Annotated in this window: 15 protein-coding genes; 4 read left to right on the top strand and 11 right to left on the bottom strand. The window is 43.0% G+C overall.

The window, feature by feature from the left end; all coding sequences use genetic code 11:
- Nucleotide 1: 1 nt before the first annotated feature.
- From SD449_RS02905 to SD449_RS02885, 5 genes are all read right to left on the bottom strand, one after another.
- Nucleotides 2-523: a DUF7935 family protein gene (locus SD449_RS02905; protein WP_318308623.1), complete on the bottom strand. Its 522-nt coding sequence runs from the start codon at nt 521-523 to the stop codon at nt 2-4.
- 76 nt (nt 524-599) lie between these two features.
- Complete coding sequence (locus SD449_RS02900) at nt 600-1,373, bottom strand: hypothetical protein (RefSeq protein ID WP_318308622.1); 774 nt, start codon at nt 1,371-1,373, stop codon at nt 600-602.
- 37 nt (nt 1,374-1,410) lie between these two features.
- Nucleotides 1,411-2,976, bottom strand: coding sequence for an FMN-binding glutamate synthase family protein (locus SD449_RS02895; RefSeq protein WP_318308621.1), 1,566 nt, complete (start codon nt 2,974-2,976; stop codon nt 1,411-1,413).
- 100 nt (nt 2,977-3,076) lie between these two features.
- A complete protein-coding gene (locus SD449_RS02890) occupies nt 3,077-4,363 on the bottom strand; it encodes an amidohydrolase (protein ID WP_318308619.1) in 1,287 nt (428 codons plus the stop codon).
- Nucleotides 4,364-4,379: 16 nt separating this feature from the next.
- Nucleotides 4,380-4,919: a DsrE family protein gene (locus SD449_RS02885; RefSeq protein ID WP_318308618.1), complete on the bottom strand. Its 540-nt coding sequence runs from the start codon at nt 4,917-4,919 to the stop codon at nt 4,380-4,382.
- A gap of 140 nt (nt 4,920-5,059) precedes the next feature.
- Here SD449_RS02885 and SD449_RS02880 point away from each other — a divergent pair, with 140 nt between their 5' ends.
- Nucleotides 5,060-7,390 carry an ATP-dependent helicase gene (locus SD449_RS02880; protein ID WP_318308617.1) on the top strand — a complete coding sequence of 777 codons (2,331 nt, stop codon included), beginning with the start codon at nt 5,060-5,062 and terminating at the stop codon, nt 7,388-7,390.
- Between the two features lie 146 nt (nt 7,391-7,536).
- Nucleotides 7,537-9,744 carry a Yip1 family protein gene (locus SD449_RS02875; RefSeq protein ID WP_318308616.1) on the top strand — a complete coding sequence of 736 codons (2,208 nt, stop codon included), beginning with the start codon at nt 7,537-7,539 and terminating at the stop codon, nt 9,742-9,744.
- A gap of 15 nt (nt 9,745-9,759) precedes the next feature.
- On the opposite strand, the gene SD449_RS02870 is transcribed toward SD449_RS02875, so the two are convergent.
- Nucleotides 9,760-10,407 carry a hypothetical protein gene (locus tag SD449_RS02870; protein ID WP_318308614.1) on the bottom strand — a complete coding sequence of 216 codons (648 nt, stop codon included), beginning with the start codon at nt 10,405-10,407 and terminating at the stop codon, nt 9,760-9,762.
- Between the two features lie 221 nt (nt 10,408-10,628).
- On the opposite strand from SD449_RS02870, the gene SD449_RS02865 reads away from it, so the two are divergent.
- Nucleotides 10,629-11,249, top strand: a complete 621-nt coding sequence (locus tag SD449_RS02865) for an L-threonylcarbamoyladenylate synthase (RefSeq protein WP_318308612.1) — start codon at nt 10,629-10,631, stop codon at nt 11,247-11,249.
- Between the two features lie 92 nt (nt 11,250-11,341).
- On the opposite strand, the gene SD449_RS02860 is transcribed toward SD449_RS02865, so the two are convergent.
- The 3 genes from SD449_RS02860 to SD449_RS02850 form a co-directional block, all read right to left on the bottom strand.
- Nucleotides 11,342-12,214, bottom strand: a complete 873-nt coding sequence (locus tag SD449_RS02860; RefSeq protein WP_318308610.1) for an OmpA family protein — start codon at nt 12,212-12,214, stop codon at nt 11,342-11,344.
- 96 nt (nt 12,215-12,310) lie between these two features.
- Nucleotides 12,311-13,312, bottom strand: a complete 1,002-nt coding sequence (locus tag SD449_RS02855; RefSeq protein WP_318308608.1) for a glycosyltransferase family 2 protein — start codon at nt 13,310-13,312, stop codon at nt 12,311-12,313.
- A gap of 12 nt (nt 13,313-13,324) precedes the next feature.
- Nucleotides 13,325-13,771 (bottom strand): type I restriction enzyme HsdR N-terminal domain-containing protein, encoded by a 447-nt coding sequence (locus tag SD449_RS02850; RefSeq protein ID WP_318308607.1) that lies wholly within the window; start codon nt 13,769-13,771, stop codon nt 13,325-13,327.
- A gap of 26 nt (nt 13,772-13,797) precedes the next feature.
- Between SD449_RS02850 and holA the strand changes: the two genes are divergently transcribed.
- Nucleotides 13,798-14,799 (top strand): DNA polymerase III subunit delta, encoded by a 1,002-nt coding sequence (gene holA / locus SD449_RS02845; protein ID WP_318308606.1) that lies wholly within the window; start codon nt 13,798-13,800, stop codon nt 14,797-14,799.
- Between the two features lies 1 nt (nt 14,800).
- Here the strand turns inward: holA and SD449_RS02840 are convergent, their stop codons facing one another.
- Nucleotides 14,801-15,178: a DoxX family protein gene (locus SD449_RS02840; protein WP_318308604.1), complete on the bottom strand. Its 378-nt coding sequence runs from the start codon at nt 15,176-15,178 to the stop codon at nt 14,801-14,803.
- Between the two features lie 100 nt (nt 15,179-15,278).
- Complete coding sequence (locus SD449_RS02835) at nt 15,279-17,690, bottom strand: alpha-ketoacid dehydrogenase subunit alpha/beta (RefSeq protein ID WP_318308603.1); 2,412 nt, start codon at nt 17,688-17,690, stop codon at nt 15,279-15,281.
- Nucleotides 17,691-17,786 lie beyond the last annotated feature (96 nt).

Below are 17,786 nucleotides of genomic sequence, written 5' to 3'. Positions count from 1 at the left end.
TTTATTTCCAAAGGTCGCTCACCTCTTTTTTAACATAGGCCAAGGCAGCATTGGACGGTGATTCCTTTTCCATGGTCTGGTTAAGGATATCTTCTCGAAGTTTATCGGGAGAATCGGTTTCGCTCATTCCCGCGGAACGGATTATCTGAATCGTGGTGTTCTTCGCCGTTTTGATAATATTCCAACAAGCATCCGACATGTAAATTTGTTGGGATAAGTTATGCTCGAACTCGGTTTCAATCTGTTTTATAAGCAAGTTTTCGTAATCACCCTTATTTTTACTGGTCGGCGCTACACGTACCACTAGGCTGTTCAATGCAATGCGTTCCAAAAATAGGGCCATGCGCTCATACGCTTGCAAACGTATGGGCAAAGTTTCCTTTTGGGAATCCTTGTGCAATAAATATCGTCTGCGCCCATCTTCATTCCGGGTATGCAATCTGAAAAAATAGAAGGCGACCGCACCGGTCACAACGGCTGGCAGCAAAAAAGCAAATAACTGAAGGATTTGATCTCCACTCATAAGGTAGTCTGGTTTTTTATTGATTTTACACTACCAAGAACGCATCAAAATTGCAAAAAGTATTTTTCGGTAAAGGTTATTGGGTTGCTTTGGCACTTTCCTTGGCCTTGGCATAAAAACCTTTATAATCCGGCTGCAATTTGACATTGATGCCTTCCTTGAAGTTGCCATCCTTTGCCGAAATACCGATTTTTTCCGCTGGAACTTCCAGCGCGGTGACCAATTCTGAAGCTATCGATGCCACTTGATCGTAGGTAGGTCCAAATTCACCGGTTATGTTCAAGCCTTCGACTTCTGTCTTAAAATTGGGATTGGATTTAATGATGTCCGCCACACCGGCCAACCATGTTTTGCCTTCTTCGGTCAACTCTTTAGAAGTGTCAGAGCCAAAAAGTGTGCTCAAACTATTGCTGATTAAGATAACGCCCCCTTCCACGCTTACCTTGGCGTTTTCGCCCAAAGTCTGCTTTATCCGAGTGAGTGAAACTATAGCGGTAGAGTCGTTTGCAGAGATCATATCATTGATTCCGCTCAATTGTCTTTCCTTTCTAGCCAAAGCTTCCATGGCACGGTCCACGTTGTCCGAGTTTTGTTTGGACAGCTGGGAAAAATTGCTCATGTTGCCCAAAAGCGTTGCATTTGCATCACGTAACGTTGCGTTTTCAGATCTCAAGGCTTCAGCTTCAGCATTACTGGAGGATATCTCTCGTTTTGCTATGGCCAATTCCTGCTCCACTTTGGAAATTTTTGTTTTTAGGGTATCAATTTCAGCAAAGAGCTCGCTTTTTCTTTGGGAAAAAGCACTTGTGGCTATCGCTAAAAGTAGTACCAAGGGTAAGTTTCTTTTCATAAGTAGTACAATTATTTGGGGCTAAGTTAAAATGTTTTTAATTAAGTTGTTTTTTTCCTCCCAGGTATTCACACCCATAAAGCTCTTTCATCGAATTGAAAGGGACTTTCTCTTTTTGATATTTGTACACCCTTCGGATATCGCTGCTAAGATAATCATCATCCACGTTCACTTGTATATCTTCCATATTAAATTGACAGGGATGTTCGTAACCCGCGGCATGGGTGATTTCCAAAAATTCTTTTCTGAATGTTTTAAAGTATTGTGCCAATCTATCCGATTTTAAGGGAACATCGATCCCTTTTTGCAACCACTTGTTCTGGGTGGCCACTCCTGATGGACAGCGGTTGGTATGGCAGACCTGGGCTTGAATACACCCTATGCTCATCATGGCTTCACGGGCCACATTAATGCAGTCCGCTCCCATGGCAAATGCCATGGCCGCCTTTCCGGGAAAACCTAACTTTCCACTTCCAATAAAAACAATTCTCTCTGTAAGTTCACGCTCCAGAAACAGCTTGTAAACCGATGCAAACCCATAGCTCCATGGTAAGGAAACATGGTCGGCAAAACTAGGCGGCGCCGCACCTGTGCCACCTTCACCACCATCAATGGTTATGAAATCTGGGCCCTTGCCCGTTTTCTTCATTAAATCGGCAAGTTCTTGCCATTGGTCAATTTTACCTATGGCACCCTTAATTCCTACGGGAAGTCCGGTCTCATCTGCAATGGCCTCAATAAATTCCAAAAGCTCCGGGATGTTGGTGAATGCTTTGTGGGTAGGAGGGGAAACTACATCTTTTCCAACTTCGACACCACGAATCTCCGCTAGCTCGGGCGTGATTTTTGAACCTGGCAATACACCTCCCTTACCGGGTTTTGCCCCTTGTGATAATTTGATTTCAATGGCCTTGATACATGGGTTTTCATCCACTAGTACTTTTAATTTGTCCATTGAAAATCCTCCATCGCGCGACCTTACCCCAAAATATCCGGTCCCAAAATGAAAAATAACGTCCCCACCTTGTCCGTGGTAGGGAGAAAGACCGCCTTCACCCGTGTTATGGTATGCGCCGCATTTCTCGACACCTTTGTTCAATGATTCGATGGCGGCTGCGGAAAGCGAACCAAAACTCATGGCGGATACATTGATGATGGAGGCCGGTCGATAGGGCTTTTTACGCTTGTTGTGGGCGCCCATCACCTTGGCGCATGGTAAAAAGTATGGATGTTCTTTATTTGGATGGTCTTCGGGCATTTGAAACCCTATCATGGCATTTTTAATGAAAATATGTTGGTGCTTGTAGATGTCCCTGTCGGTACCAAACCCTTCATAATTGTTTTCTTTTTTGGCAGACGCATAGATCCAGCTACGTTCTATACGGTTAAATGGAAGTTCTTCCCGGTTATTTGCCACAAAATATTGACGCATCTCCGGCCCTATACTTTCCAACCAATAGCGTAAATGTCCAACAATGGGATAGTTGTGGCTAATGGTATGTGCTCTTTGGATAAAGATGTCCCGTATGGCAACCAACAAAAGGAAAATCAACAACCATCCCCACCATGGGATATCGGCTAAAAAATCAAGGAATGATTCCATATTTTAAATTGAAGTGTACTGCACAAATATCAAGCCCCAATATCCAAATTCCAAATGAAGGAGGATATTGGGGCTTAAAGTTTTTTGTTTTTAACGCTTTCTATTTAGTTCTGTCCAAGTAATCCAAAGCAATTTCTGTCATAGCTTTTACGCCCAATTGCAGTCCACTGTCATCAATTTTAAAGTCGGGCGTATGATGCGGAAAATGTTCGTCCGGAGCGGCATTGGGATCCTTGCCTCCCAAAACAAAAAAGAATCCGGGTACATTTTCCTGATAAAAGGAAAAGTCTTCGGCCCCTGTGATGGCCTTGATCAAATGTACATTTTCCGCTCCTGCCACTTCTTGAAGACTGGGCAACGATGTAGCTGTCAGATCAGGGTCGTTGTAGGTGATCGGCACACCTTTGGCGATATCCACTGTAGCTTCGGCACGGTATGCCTTGGCAATGGTTTCAGCCATTTCTATCATCCTATCATTAACTTGTTTTTGCATGTCATAATCCAACGTACGGATAGTTCCGATAAGTTCGGCACTTTCCGGAATGATATTGTTACGTACTCCGCCACTGATTTTTCCGACTGTGATAACGGCTGCTTCCTTGGTCAATTCCAATTCCCGGCTGATGATGGATTGAAAGCCATCCACAATTTTAGATGCCACAAAAATTGGGTCGATACCGCTCCATGGTTGTGATCCATGGGACTGCTTTCCTTTAATGTTTACCACAAAACGTTGCGCGGCCGCCATGGCACCGCCCGGTTTGTAGGCAATATGCCCTACGGGTAGGTAAGAACCGATATGTAGGCCGTAAATGGCATCCACTTTGGGGTTATCAAGCACACCTTCCTTCACCATAAGTTCTGCGCCACCTTCTTCTCCAGGAGGTGCTCCTTCTTCAGCAGGTTGAAATATAAATTTAACCGTGCCGTGGATTTTATCTTTGTTTTTGGCCAAAACCTCTGCGGTTCCCATCAAAATGGCAATATGGGTATCGTGTCCGCAGGCGTGCATCACACCAACTTCCTGCCCCAAATATTCGGAGGTAACTTCAGATTTAAATGGTAGATCATTTCGTTCTGTAACAGGAAGTGCATCAATATCTGCCCTTAGGGCTACCACTTTCCCTAGGTGGTCGCCTTTTAAAAGTCCCACAACTCCTGTGTGGGCCACTCCTGTTTGCACCTCGATACCCAAGGATTTTAAATGCTTGGCTATTTTTTCCGCTGTTTTGAACTCCCTGTTGCTTAGTTCGGGATGCTCATGGATATCACGGCGCCATTCGATCACTTTGGATTCCACTGCGGCAATATCCTTTTCGAGCCCATGGTCTTGTGCATACGCGCACAAACTTGCGACACTAAAGGCAAGTGCTAAAATTTTCTTCATAATAATATTTGTTGGTTTATAATATAATTGGACGGTAGCCTTGATTTTGCAATTGAATATTGGCTGTCATTGCGGAAAGGGCAATCTTCACCCTAGGAATCAGGTCTTCTTTAGGAAGCCCCCTTGTTTTGGAAGATTGTCCGCACATGATCACTTCTACACCGGCATCCAGCAATAGCTCCACGAGTTCCCGGTTTGGGTTGCCCACTTTGTATCTATCCTTATGGGCCTTGTCCGACAATAGGTTTCTGGCAGCAGTACCGTGAACTATAAGCGCAACTTTAAGCTGCGACGCGGGTATGCCGTTTTGTGCATGCATATTAAGAAACCGGGCCACTGTATTCAGGTTCCTATTGATCTCGGTATCCGATTCAGGGCCCTCTTTTACATCAAAAACCACTTTGAACTCTTGCGAGGTATCTGTTTTAAAATCCGGATTTTCTATTTCCCATACCGCTCCATAACCTTGTATGATTGGACCGCTTTTTGTTTCTTGGGAAATTCCGGAGAATGCAATAAAAAGTAAAAGGAATAGGGGAAAATGTTGAAAATTCATCAGCTTTTTTGGTTGAGGGGTTAAATATATTTAAAAATCAATCCAAATCCGAATACAGTGTTTATAAAAATTGAAAGCTTGATTTTAGCAAGAGATCAATAATGGCTAATTTCACGCCTACTTAAAAAAGCTTCTGACCCTTGAGTAATTTTATTGATGAATTGAACGATGCGCAGCGCGCTCCGGTGCTGCACAAAGATGGACCTTTAATGGTGATTGCCGGTGCTGGCTCTGGAAAGACGCGTGTGCTTACGTACCGGATTGCCCATTTGATGGAGCAGGGGGTGGATTCCTTTAATATTTTGGCCCTCACCTTTACCAACAAGGCTGCACGTGAGATGAAGAAGCGTATTGCTGCCATTGTAGGTAATTCCGAAGCGAAAAACCTTTGGATGGGAACCTTCCACTCCGTTTTTGCCAAATTGCTCCGGTTTGATGGGGACAAATTGGGCTATCCCAGTAACTTCACCATTTACGACACACAGGATTCCCAACGTTTGATTGCTTCCATTATCAAAGAAATGGGGCTGGACAAGGATATTTACAAGTACAAACAGGTCCAGAACCGTATATCTTCATATAAAAACAGCTTGATCACGGTGAAGGCCTATTTTCAGAATCCTGAGCTCATGGAGGCGGATGCCATGGCCAAACGCCCCAGATTGGGAGAGATCTATCAGAATTATGTGGACCGATGTTTTAAGGCCGGAGCCATGGATTTTGATGACCTATTGTTGCGAACCAACGAACTTTTGACCCGTTTCCCCGAGGTATTGATGAAGTATCAGGACCGTTTCCGATACATTTTGGTGGATGAGTACCAAGATACCAACCATTCTCAATACCTCATTGTAAAGGCGTTATCGGACCGTTACCAAAACATTTGTGTGGTAGGGGACGATGCACAGAGTATTTATTCCTTCCGTGGGGCCAACATCAGTAATATTCTGAACTTTCAACGGGATTATGATGATGTTGCCGTGTATCGTCTGGAACAGAATTACCGTTCCACCAAGAATATCGTAAATGCGGCCAATTCCATTATTGCCAACAATAAGAACCAATTGGAGAAGAATGTTTGGACCTCCAATGATGATGGTGGGCTCATAAAAATACACCGAAGTGTTACCGATGCTGAGGAAGGTCGCTATGTGGCCGGGTCCATTTTTGAGAACAAGATGCAGAACCAGATGCAAAATGGCGATTTTGCCGTGCTGTATCGTACCAATTCACAATCCCGTGCCATTGAGGACGCACTTCGCAAGCGGGACATCCCATATCGTATTTATGGTGGATTATCCTTCTACCAGCGCAAGGAAATCAAGGACGTACTTGCCTATTTGCGATTGGTCATCAACCCCAAAGATGAGGAAGCGCTAAAACGGGTCATAAACTTTCCTACGCGTGGGATAGGGCAGACTACTATTGACAAGCTTGTAGTTGCTGCCAATCATTATGGACGTTCCATTTACGAGGTCATGGAACATCTGGATAAGCTCAACATGAACATCAACGCGGGCACTAAAAGGAAATTGGCGGACTTTGTCACTATGATAAAGAGCTTCCAGATCATGAATGAAGGTTCGGATGCTTTTACCTTGGCGGAGTATGTAGCCAAAAAAACGGGACTATTGCTGGAGTTCAAAAAAGATGGTACCCCCGAAGGGATTGCCAAAATGGAGAACATTGAGGAGCTTTTGAACGGTATCAAGGATTTTGTGGAGGGGCAAAAAGAGATTGCGGATGCCACGGGCAGCCTTACCGAGTTTTTGGAAGATGTAGCGTTGGCAACGGACATGGACAAGGATATCGGGGACGATGACCGGGTTGCGCTAATGACCATTCACTTGGCCAAAGGACTTGAATTTCCGTACGTTTACATCGTTGGTATGGAAGAGGACTTGTTTCCTTCTGCCATGAGCATGAATACCCGAAGTGAGCTGGAAGAGGAGCGAAGATTGTTCTATGTTGCGCTCACACGTGCCGAAAAACAGGCATTTCTTACCTATACCCAAAACCGATACCGATGGGGAAAACTGATAGATGCCGAGCCAAGTCGTTTTTTGGAAGAAATTGAGGAAAGGTACGTGGAGAATCTAACTCCCGTCAATGATGGATACCGCTACAAGTCCATGATCGATAAGAATATTTTTGGAGAAGTGGATAAAAGCAGGCTCAGACAGGAAAAGCCAAGGAACGGAACACCGCCAAGCGTTCAAAAGCCGAACGAAAACCAGTTACGGAAATTGCGGAAACTGAAACCTGAAATCGCTTCACCGGGCAAATCCATGGATTTGGACCCCGGCCTTGTCATTGGCGCCAGAGTAAACCACACACGATTTGGAAGGGGGAAAATACTCAACATTGATGGAGTTGGGAGCGATAAAAAGGCGGAAATACACTTTGACCAAGGAGGCATCAAAAAATTGTTGCTCCGTTTTGCCAAGCTTGAGGTTTTGGACGATGCATAGTCCAATTTTTCTTTTTCTGATAAATAAACCAATATCGGTTTAAGGATTTTCAAAATTATTTTTGGGAGTCGGTCCGTGCGGACAAAAATGCGTAAATTCAGAGCTATTATTTTGAATTTTCAGACCAAACCAACCGACCTCCCCCTATGAAAAACCTCTTTCTTAAGCCCGTATTTATTGCCGTAGCTATTCTTACAATCATACTTTTTGGTGTGGCGGGCTATCATTACGAATTGGGATATCCCGCATGGTCCACCATGATTGTTGGAATGCTGATCGGTATTGCACTGCTCATACTTTTAAAAGTGCTTCTTTTTTGGCTGATGCCTTTGGTCAAAAAAATCCCCATACCCTTTGTGACGACGATACTGGGCGGATTTTTGGCCGTGTATCTTTTACGGATGTATGCCTTCAGGTGGCCGCCCATATTATTTTACGGACTCGTATTGTTCGGTTTCGCCTGTTTGGTTTTGTTTGTAGCAGGTCTGTGGCAAGTCATCAAGATAAAGAAGATAAAAACGGGAGCCATCCTTGTTTTTTTTGGAATTGTTTTGGCTTTTTTGGGTTTTTACAGTTTCAACTCTTTGGAAGGAGACCCATATCAAGATACATCGTCGGCGGAAGATTCTCTGGATGTAAAAACATTGGAGGAGCGGGGCATTGAAAATCCGTCCACAAAAGGCAATTTCGAGGTAGATGTCTTTACATACGGGAGTGGGACCGACCAAAAGCGACCGGAATATGCCGAAGGGGTTAAAATCAAATCCCCTACGGTCGATGCTTCCTTGTTACTTCCCGAATGGAAAGGCAAAAAGAAAAAATGGCGCGAAAAATTCTGGGGATTTGGAGTAGATAGCTTCCCCTTGAACGCGCGAGTTTACATGCCCAAAGGCGAAGGCCCGTTCCCTATGGTGATGATGGTGCACGGGAACCATAGCATGATCGATTATTCGGATGCTGGATATGCCTATTTGGGAGAATTGCTTGCCAGTAGGGGCATTATTGGTGTCTCGGTGGATGAGAACTTTATCAATGCCCATTGGTCGGGCGATTTTAGGGGCAAAGAAATGCCCGCACGAGGCTGGTTGTTGCTCAAACATTTAGAGCAATGGAGAAAATGGAACCAAGACGACAATTCCGGATTGGCGAACAAGGTGGACATGGACAACATTGTTTTGGTGGGCCACTCCAGAGGGGGTGAGGCCGTATCCATTGCTGCTGCTTTCAACAAGTTGGAGCGATTTCCGGATAATGGGAACCAAACCTTCGATTTTGGTTTCGGGATCAAGGGAATCGTTACCATAGCCCCTACGGATTACAGGTATAATCGAGAAATTGACCTCAAGGATATCAATTATTTGTCCATTCAAGGCGCCTATGATTCGGACGAAACCAGTTTTTGGGGCATGCGTCCATTTCACCGTCTAAAGTTTTCGGAAGATTTTGATGGATTCAAGGCCGGTCTGTACATGAACCATGCAAATCATGGACAATTTAACTCCACTTGGGGTCGGTCGGATTTTGGAGCTCCGATGAAATGGCTTCTCAATTTGAAACCTTTGGTTTCAGGGGAGGAACAGCACGAAGCGGCCAAGGTTTATGTGAGCGCTTTCGCCGAGGCCGTTCTCAAAGGAAGCAAGGATTACAGGCCCATGTTCAAGAATGTGGATTTGGCAATGGATTGGTTGCCCAAGGAAACATACTTGAGCCAATATAGCGATACGGACAAAATGGTGCTGGTCGATTTTGAAAATGAAATGGATGTAACAGTTGCGGGCGATGGTATTAACTTAAAGGGTGATAATTTTAAGGTATGGCGCGAAACTGAACTGGAAGCAAGGGATGGCGGAAGCCAGCAAAATAATGCGCTCGTTCTGGGCTGGAAGCATGGCAAGGATGTTGATATTGATTCAGTACCTGTCTATACCATCACTTTACCGGATACTTTGGGAAATTTTGGGATGGCGGACACCTTGACACTTTCCATGGCCATGGGTGATATCTCTGAATTATCCCTTAAGGACGGAGAGAAGAAAGTGGAGCCGCCCAAACGGGGATTCAATTTTAGCATTCAACTTAAAGATAGTCTTGGGAATGCCGCTTCTGTGGCTATTGCGGACGAAAACAGACTTCCCGGCCGGATAAGAAGCAAGTTCACCAAATTTGAATTTTTGGACAAGGAAATGATAGGCAAGGATACAGAGGTGCAATTAAAAAGCTGTTACGTTCCAATCTCATCATTTTTGAAAAATAATGACAGTTTAAAGTTGGACAAACTAAAAAGCATCCAATTTATTTTTAACAAGGATACCTTGGGTATTGTTGTCCTGGACGATATTGGCTTTTATCAATAGGCCAAATATTGAAACCTAGGACTTTCTTGCCGATGCGGCGTACTGCATTTGCATCAAATCCTTTTCTGGCAATGAAATATTTGACTCCGTTAAATCACCATCGATAATGGTGTATGCCTTGGTTATAAAAAGTTCCGATTGTTCCGCTTTTGATGGCGTCCCGTAAAGAAAGTAGACTTTTTTCTTGTTCTGGGGTTCCTTGGTGGATATTTGGTCATAGATCAAGGGCATGCCATAAAGCGAAGAGGCCATGATTTTTTCGTTCCATTTGTAGAGTGCAACATTCTTAATGCCGTTGCCCAAACAATCCATTTTCGTTTCCCAAGAGAAAACACCAAATCGTTTATCCTTTGAAACCACAAATGCAATTTGCTGTCTATTTTGATCAAAGGCATTTACCACTTTATCAAATTGATGTACCGAACGGATGCTCTCGATCACTCCTCTCATTTTTTCGTTGATCGTTACTATCTCATCCAGGTTTTGACAATTTGTGGCATCCAGATCATCCAACTGATTCAATAAAAAATCCAATTCGGCTATAATTTCCTTGGCATCGAAATTTCCATCTTTTGATGCCTTTGAAGTTTTATTCTGACAACTTGTAAAGTTTATTAAAAGACATAGTCCTATAAAGGCCCAAAATATTTTTTTTGTGTTCATCGTAAACCAATTTTTGGTCAAAGTTGTGTCATTTATTCCAATCAGAAGGGTCCAAATCAACCAATACCCCATATGAATTGACGAATGCCCCTTTTCCGTTTATATATAGATTCAGAGAACAATATTGGTTGTGTACATTGGCAAATGTTTAACAGGTCCTTAGGTCGCTTCATACAATTGGTTTTAATAAGTATTATCTTTATGGTTTATCCCAAAAACCAATGGCCGAGCTTATTAAACTTTACGAAGAGAACCCTAATCCCAAACAGGTTGAAAAAGTAGTCGAGGTATTACGAAGAGGTGGCCTCGTCATTTATCCTACGGATACCGTATATGGGCTTGGTTGCGATATTACCAATTCCAAGGCCCTGCAAAGAATAGCAAGGATAAAGGGGGTTAAACTGGAAAAAGCGAATTGGTCCTTTATATGTGCCGATTTGAGCAACCTGTCCGATTATGTAAGGCAAATCGATAGCCCAACGTTCAAAATATTGAAAAGAACCCTACCCGGTCCCTATACCTTCATTCTTCCGGGAAACAATAATTTACCAAAGGATTTCAAAAAAAAGAAGACTGTGGGAATCAGGGTTCCGGACAACAATATAGCCCGAGCCTTGGTTTCTGGGTTGGGACATCCCATCGTTTCTACCTCAATCCGTGATGACGATGATATTTTGGAATATACCACGGACCCTGAGCTCATTTTTGAGAAGTGGCAAAACCTAGTGGATCTGGTGATTGATGGTGGTTATGGCGATAATGTGGCCTCCACGGTCATAGATCTTTCGGGTGATCAGCCAGAGGTTATCCGGGAGGGGAAAGGAAGTCTTGAAATTTACTAGTTATCCAAAAAGGCAAGGACTGTCTAGAGACCTACTAAATAAAAAAAGCGGCCATTTGGCCGCTTTTCTTTTATCTATAAGATGATTATTTCTTATTTGCCTGTACCACCGATGGCAGGATCTTTCATTCCTTCTTCAATCATGTTATAGAACTGATCGATTTTTGGAAGTACAACAATTCTTGTTCTCCTGTTTTTAGCTCTGTTTGCAGAAGTGTCGTTTCCAACAAGAGGCACGTAGTAGCTACGTCCGGCTGCTGTCATACGGGCAGGATCTACACCAAAGTCATTTTGAAGGATTCTAACAACGGATGTTGCTCTTTTGGCACTCAAATCCCAGTTGTCAAGAAGTACACCGCTTCTGTAAGGTACGTTGTCGGTGTGACCTTCTACCATAAATTCAAAATCAGGCTTATTGTTGACTACTTTGGCTACTTTACCAAGTACTTCTTTAGCTTCGTTAGTTACATTGTAACTTCCGCTTCTAAACAATAATTTATCAGAGATGGATACGAATACAACGCCTTTTTCAACACTGATTTCGATATCCTCATCGTCCAAGTTGCCCAAAACGCCTTTCAAGCTCTGAACCAATGAAAGGTTCACAGAATCTCTTCTGGTAACGGCATCTTGCAGCTTTCTGATTGTAAGATCTTTTTCTTTAAGACTCTCCAAAGATTTTTCAAGGTTTTCCGCACCTTTTGTAGTAAGCGTTGTCAAGTTGCCCATATTGTTGATGAGTTCTTGGTTGTTCGCTTTAAGGAATGCATTTTGATCTTCGAGGGTTTTCAACCTTGAGTCTGCGGTTGCTTTTTCTTCTAAGCAATCGTTCAACTTAACGGTCGCAGAGTTCAATAGGTCTTGGGTTTCTTTTTGTTTGGCTTCCAATTCAGCATATTTCTTCTGCGATACGCAAGAAGATAAAAGTACTGTCATCGCCAATGTTCCTAGAAAAACTTTTTTCATAGTTCAGAATATAATTTAAGGATTGTTAGATTTATCAAATGTTAAAAAACTACACCAAAATTAGATAAAAACCAAGGTGTCTATATTTCGGCATCGTTAATCTTTTACTAAAATGTTAAAATTCTCTATTTGATTTACGAAGTAAGACCATACTATGGATGTCGTAACATGGTACTTTAATAAAAAATTAGCTTTTTCCCGTTTTCTGTACATTTTTATAAAGTTAGCATAAAAACTGAGATGTGCCCTCAATACGGCAAAGCAGTGGTCGAACTTTAATTGGAAGACAAAGCGAATTGCCGCAATGGCATCAAGCACTAACCTGGCAAAAACCAACGGCATTGCTTTTTTTCTGGGAAGGTTTTTTGTGATGGAGTAGAGGGAGTTTCTAAAATTCAAGAATGTTTTCTTGGGATTCATATTGGACAAGGTGCTTCCGCCCAAGTGATAAACGTGGCTATGCCCCACGTAGTAAACCTTATGCCCCGCATTTTTGGCCCGCCAGCACAGGTCCACTTCTTCTTGATGCGCAAAATAGTCTTCATCAAAACCGCCAAGTTTTTTGAAAACATCACTTTTTATGAACATGCAAGCCCCTGTGGCCCAAAATACCTCTTTGACATCATCATACTGTCCCTCGTCTTTTTCTATGGTCTGAAAAATACGTCCACGGCAAAACGGATACCCGAACATGTCGATGAATCCTCCGGCAGCACCGGCATATTCAAAATAGTCTTTTTTTGTAAGATCTAATATTTTAGGTTGGATGATGGAAGCATCCGACAGGGTATCAAAGGCATTTTTTATGGGTTCCAACCAATTTTCTGTGACTTCCACATCGGAGTTGAGCAGGCAAAAGACATCTGCTTCTATATGCTCGAGACCATCGTTGTACCCTTTTGCAAAACCCCCGTTAACGCTGTTCTGAACAATGCCCACGGCAGGATATTGTTGTTTCAAAAAGTCCACGGAGCCGTCTGTACTTGCATTGTCCACCACATAAATATCGGCGCCCTTGGAATATTCCATTACCGAGGGCAAGAACCTTTCGAGCAAGGCTTCCCCGTTCCAATTCAGTATGACTATGGCGATTTTCAAAACGGAGGCAAATTAACGGCTAAAATCAGGAATATCCTCTAAAAACCTGTACTTTTCATTTTCGTGGTCCATTTCGCAATAATAATGTTCCAGACCATTGGTAACCATTAAATGTTGCGCCTTTAGCTGGTAATCGTACCTTGCAATCTGATCAAAAGTGGATTGAGTGATTTTAATTTCAGGCGCTTTGCATTCCACAAGAAGAAATATGGAACCATCGGGGCTAAAAACGACCACGTCGTAGCGTTTCTTCAAAGAATTCACCGTCAACTGCTTTTCCACGTTGATAAGGCTTTTCGGGTAATTTTTTGTGAACACCAAATAGCGAAGTACATGTTGGCGGACCCATTCTTCCGGTTGAAGCACCACGAACTTTTTACGTATCCCGTCAAAAATATACTGTCTATTTTGGCTATTTTTGATTCGAAACGAATATGGCGGAAAGTTCAAATCTTGCATTTGACAAAACTGGTGAAATATTTTGAATGGACAAAGTAAAACAGATTGTATCGGAAATAAAGGAAGGAAATCCCAAACCTATTTATTTTTTGATGGGGGAGGAACCCTACTATATTGATCGTATTTCCGAGTACATAGCCGAAAACGTGCTGACGGAGGACGAAAAAGGTTTCAATCAGATGGTACTTTATGGAAAAGATACTTCTGTCGACGATATCGTGGCCAACGCCAAGCGCTTTCCCATGATGGCCCAGTACCAAGTGGTTATCGTAAAGGAGGCCCAACATCTTTCCAGGACCATAGACAATTTGGTTTCTTATGCCGAAAATCCTCAGCCCACAACAATCTTGGTGCTCTGCTACAAATATAAAAAGCTGGATAAACGCAAAAAGCTGTACAAGACCATCCAGAAAAACGGAGAGCTTTTCGAAAGTAAAAAGTTGTACGAAAATCAGGTGGCGGACTGGATAAGAAGGACCCTTGCCAGTAAAAAGTATAAGATATCGCCAAAATCCTGTGTGATGCTGGTCGAGTTCTTGGGTACCGATTTGAGCAAAATCAGTAACGAACTTGATAAATTGACCTTGGTAATACCCAGGGAAACTGAAATTACGCCCGACCTTATCGAGGAACATATTGGAATCAGCAAGGATTACAACAATTTTGAGCTGAAAAAGGCAATAGGGGAGCGCAACGTAAAAAAAGCATCGCAAATAGTGGATTATTTTGCACAGAATCCGAAGGACAACCCCTTTGTGGTAACCATAACCTTGTTGAATACCTTTTTCACCCAATTATTACAATATCATGGCCTTAAAGACCATTCTCCAGGCAATGTTGCAAAAGTATTGGGTGTGAGCCCGTATTTTGTCAACGAGTATGTGGTGGCCGCAAAAAACTACCCAATGAAGCGGGTGAGCGGAGTAATTTCCAGCTTACGGACCTTAGATCTTAAAAGCAAAGGGGTGGGCGCCAACAATATGGACCAAAGCGACTTGCTCAAAGAACTGCTCTCGGAAATAATTTAGTTTATTTTTTATCTACACTATACTTACCGGGGCCCAGTAGCATGATGACCACGAAAACGGTAAGGTATAACAATGCCAATTCTTTTCTTCCGAACGGATCAGCACCGTGGATCATAAATGCGGCTACGAACATAGTAATGGCTGTAGGTATGGCCGCCCATCGCGTTTTAAAACCAATGATGATTAGGAGCGGGCAAATGAACTCCCCGATTACGGCCAAAAATAATGTCGGAGCCTGTCCAATACCAAACGGGTTGGCGAATTCCGTATTTCCGTTGATCAGGTTCATAAGTTTTGGGTAACCATGGGTAAGCATAAATGCCGAGGGTACAACCCTTAATAATGCAAGTCCTAAATGTATCAATGTATTGTTTTTCATCTACGGGGAATTTTAATCCAAGTGAAAGTATAAATTAAGTTTTTAAAAATACAATAATAATCAACGAAAAGCATTTTTTGAATCTACCAACCGTAAAATATTATCTTAAAGAGGGATAGGATTTTGGGTCGGATTCGTGCATGATCTGATAAATTTTTTCAAAAATATCTTCTGCATTGGGTTTGGAGAAATAATCGCCATCCGAAGCATAGGCCGGACGATGCGCTTTTGCCGACAAGGTTTGCGGAGCACTGTCCAAATATTTGTAGCCACCTTGTTTTTCAACCACTTCTTGCAATAAATAGGCAGAGCATCCACCGGGTACATCTTCATCAATCACCAAGAATCGGTTGGTCTTTTGCAGACTTTTCACCACATCATGGTCCAAATCGAAAGGTAGTAGGGTCTGTGCATCTATCACCTCCGCATCTATACCCACTTCCAATAGATCTTGTGCCACTTTTTCCACGATTCTAAGGGTAGACCCATAAGAAAGTAGTGTTATATCGGTTCCTTCCTTTATGGTCTCTACCTTACCAATGGGTGTGCAGAACTCACCCAAATTGGAAGGTTTCTTTTCTTTTAGACGATAGCCGTTTAGGCTTTCAATGATAAGTGCGGGTTCATCACTTTTCATGAGGGTGTTGTAGAACCCTGCGGCCTGTGTCATGTTCCTAGGTGCAAGTATGTACATTCCCCTTAATAAATGGATCAATCCGCCCATGGGCGAACCTGAGTGCCAGATACCTTCCAAGCGGTGTCCTCTGGTACGGACAATAAGCGGGGCCTTTTGTTTTCCCACTGTCCTGTACATTAGGGTCGCCAAATCATCGCTCAACGTTTGGATTGCGTATAGGATGTAATCCAAATATTGTATTTCCGCAATGGGGCGCAATCCTCGCAATGCCATTCCAATTCCTTGGCCAATGATAGAGGTTTCGCGTATTCCTGTATCTGCAATCCGTAAATCCCCATATTTTTTTTGAAGTCCCTCCAGCCCTTGGTTGACATCACCAATATTCCCGGTGTCCTCACCAAAAATCAAGGCTTCAGGGTATTTGTTGAACAAGGTGTCAAAATTGTCCCTTAGAATGATTCTACCATCCACTTCTTCTGGATTGTTGGGATAAGAGGGCAGTACTTGTTTTACTTTGGTGGCCTTGTTGCCAAGTTCGTTGTAAAGATGCGAGCTGTACTGCGGCTCATTGCTGGCCAAAAAATTATCGATCCATTGTTGCAGTCGCTGTTTCTCCGGAGTAGATTCCCCAAGGAGATAGCGCAATGCATTCCTGGATTTGGATGCCAAATCTTTTTTTAAAGGCTCCTCAATGGCAATCAGGTCGTTTTTTAGTTTGTTGATGAAAACCCGGTTCGGACTTTTATCGGCAGCATTTTCAAGTAATTGGACCAATTCTTTTTTCGCTGCCAATTGAGGCTTTAAAAACTCTGACCATGCCTCTTTTTTGGCGGAACGGACCTTGTGTTTTATTTCTCGCTCCACTTTTTTGAGCTCCTCCTCCGTGCTTATTCCATTTTCGAGTATCCATTCTCTGAACCGTTTGTTACAATCGTTATCCTTTTCCCATTGCAAACGTTCGGGTGACTTGTACCTTTCATGCGACCCAGAGGTGGAATGCCCCTGGGGCTGCGTAAGCTCGGTAACATGTATAATTACGGGTACGTGACCTTCACGGGCAATGTCCGATGCATTTTCAAAGGCATGAATCAAGGCGGTATAGTCCCATCCTTGGACTTTCAAAATCTCAAAACCATCATGATCATCGTTGCGTTGCAGACCGCTCAATGCTTCGGAGATATCACCTTTGGTGGTGTGGTATTCGGAAGGAACCGAAATTCCGTATTCATCATCCCAAATACATATCACCATGGGCACTTGCATTACCCCAGCGGCGTTCAATGTCTCAAAAAAATGTCCCTCGCTTGTACTTGCATTTCCAATGGTGCCCCAAGCAACTTCGTTCCCGTTTTTGGAGAAGTTGGTCTGGTCGATGCCCTCTACATGTCGGTATATTTTGGATGCCTGCGCCAAACCGAGCAAACGCGGCATTTGGCCCGCCGTACATGAAATATCGGCACTACTGTTCTTCTGTTCGGTAAGGTTTTTCCATGTACCATCTTCGTTAAGACTATGGGTTACAAAATGTCCCCCCATTTGTCGTCCAGCGCTCATGGGTTCCTTTTCCAAATCTGTAGTGGCATAAAGTCCGTGGAAAAATGCTTTTGGGCTTAGATAACCCAAGGCCATCATAAAAGTTTGGTCGCGGTAGTAACCACTTCGAAAATCACCATCTTGAAAGGCTCTGGCCATGGCCAATTGTGGAAGCTCCTTTCCATCACCAAAAATTCCAAATTTGGCCTTTCCGGAGAGCACCTCCCGTCGTCCCATTACACTACATTCCCTACTGGTAACGGCAGTTTCATAATCTTGAAGAATCTGTGATCTAAAATCATCAAAAGAAATATCGTTACTTGTACTAGGATCAGGTTTCATGGATTATCATAGATTTCTGCGAAATTACTAAAAATCGTTCAAAAATGCAATGTCAAATCACGTTAATAAACTGTCAATAATTCAATAAAATAAGAT

Source organism: Flagellimonas crocea (assembly GCF_033441595.1).
Taxonomy (GTDB): domain Bacteria; phylum Bacteroidota; class Bacteroidia; order Flavobacteriales; family Flavobacteriaceae; genus Flagellimonas; species Flagellimonas crocea.
Note: the sequence above shows the minus strand (reverse complement) of the source record. Positions and strands in the feature narration are given on the sequence as shown.

Excerpts from the sequence above, each read along its gene's own strand:
- SD449_RS02870 (WP_318308614.1), bottom strand. The coding sequence starts at position 10,407 with ATGAACACAAAAAAAATATTTTGGGCCTTTATAGGACTATGTCTTTTA.
- holA (WP_318308606.1), top strand. The coding sequence starts at position 13,798 with ATGGACAAAGTAAAACAGATTGTATCGGAAATAAAGGAAGGAAATCCC.
- SD449_RS02900 (WP_318308622.1), bottom strand. The coding sequence starts at position 1,373 with ATGAAAAGAAACTTACCCTTGGTACTACTTTTAGCGATAGCCACAAGT.
- SD449_RS02865 (WP_318308612.1), top strand. The coding sequence starts at position 10,629 with ATGGCCGAGCTTATTAAACTTTACGAAGAGAACCCTAATCCCAAACAG.
- SD449_RS02905 (WP_318308623.1), bottom strand. The coding sequence starts at position 523 with ATGAGTGGAGATCAAATCCTTCAGTTATTTGCTTTTTTGCTGCCAGCC.
- SD449_RS02890 (WP_318308619.1), bottom strand. The coding sequence starts at position 4,363 with ATGAAGAAAATTTTAGCACTTGCCTTTAGTGTCGCAAGTTTGTGCGCG.
- SD449_RS02885 (WP_318308618.1), bottom strand. The coding sequence starts at position 4,919 with ATGAATTTTCAACATTTTCCCCTATTCCTTTTACTTTTTATTGCATTC.
- SD449_RS02895 (WP_318308621.1), bottom strand. The coding sequence starts at position 2,976 with ATGGAATCATTCCTTGATTTTTTAGCCGATATCCCATGGTGGGGATGG.
- SD449_RS02840 (WP_318308604.1), bottom strand. The coding sequence starts at position 15,178 with ATGAAAAACAATACATTGATACATTTAGGACTTGCATTATTAAGGGTT.
- SD449_RS02860 (WP_318308610.1), bottom strand. The coding sequence starts at position 12,214 with ATGAAAAAAGTTTTTCTAGGAACATTGGCGATGACAGTACTTTTATCT.
- SD449_RS02850 (WP_318308607.1), bottom strand. The coding sequence starts at position 13,771 with ATGCAAGATTTGAACTTTCCGCCATATTCGTTTCGAATCAAAAATAGC.
- SD449_RS02875 (WP_318308616.1), top strand. The coding sequence starts at position 7,537 with ATGAAAAACCTCTTTCTTAAGCCCGTATTTATTGCCGTAGCTATTCTT.
- SD449_RS02835 (WP_318308603.1), bottom strand. The coding sequence starts at position 17,690 with ATGAAACCTGATCCTAGTACAAGTAACGATATTTCTTTTGATGATTTT.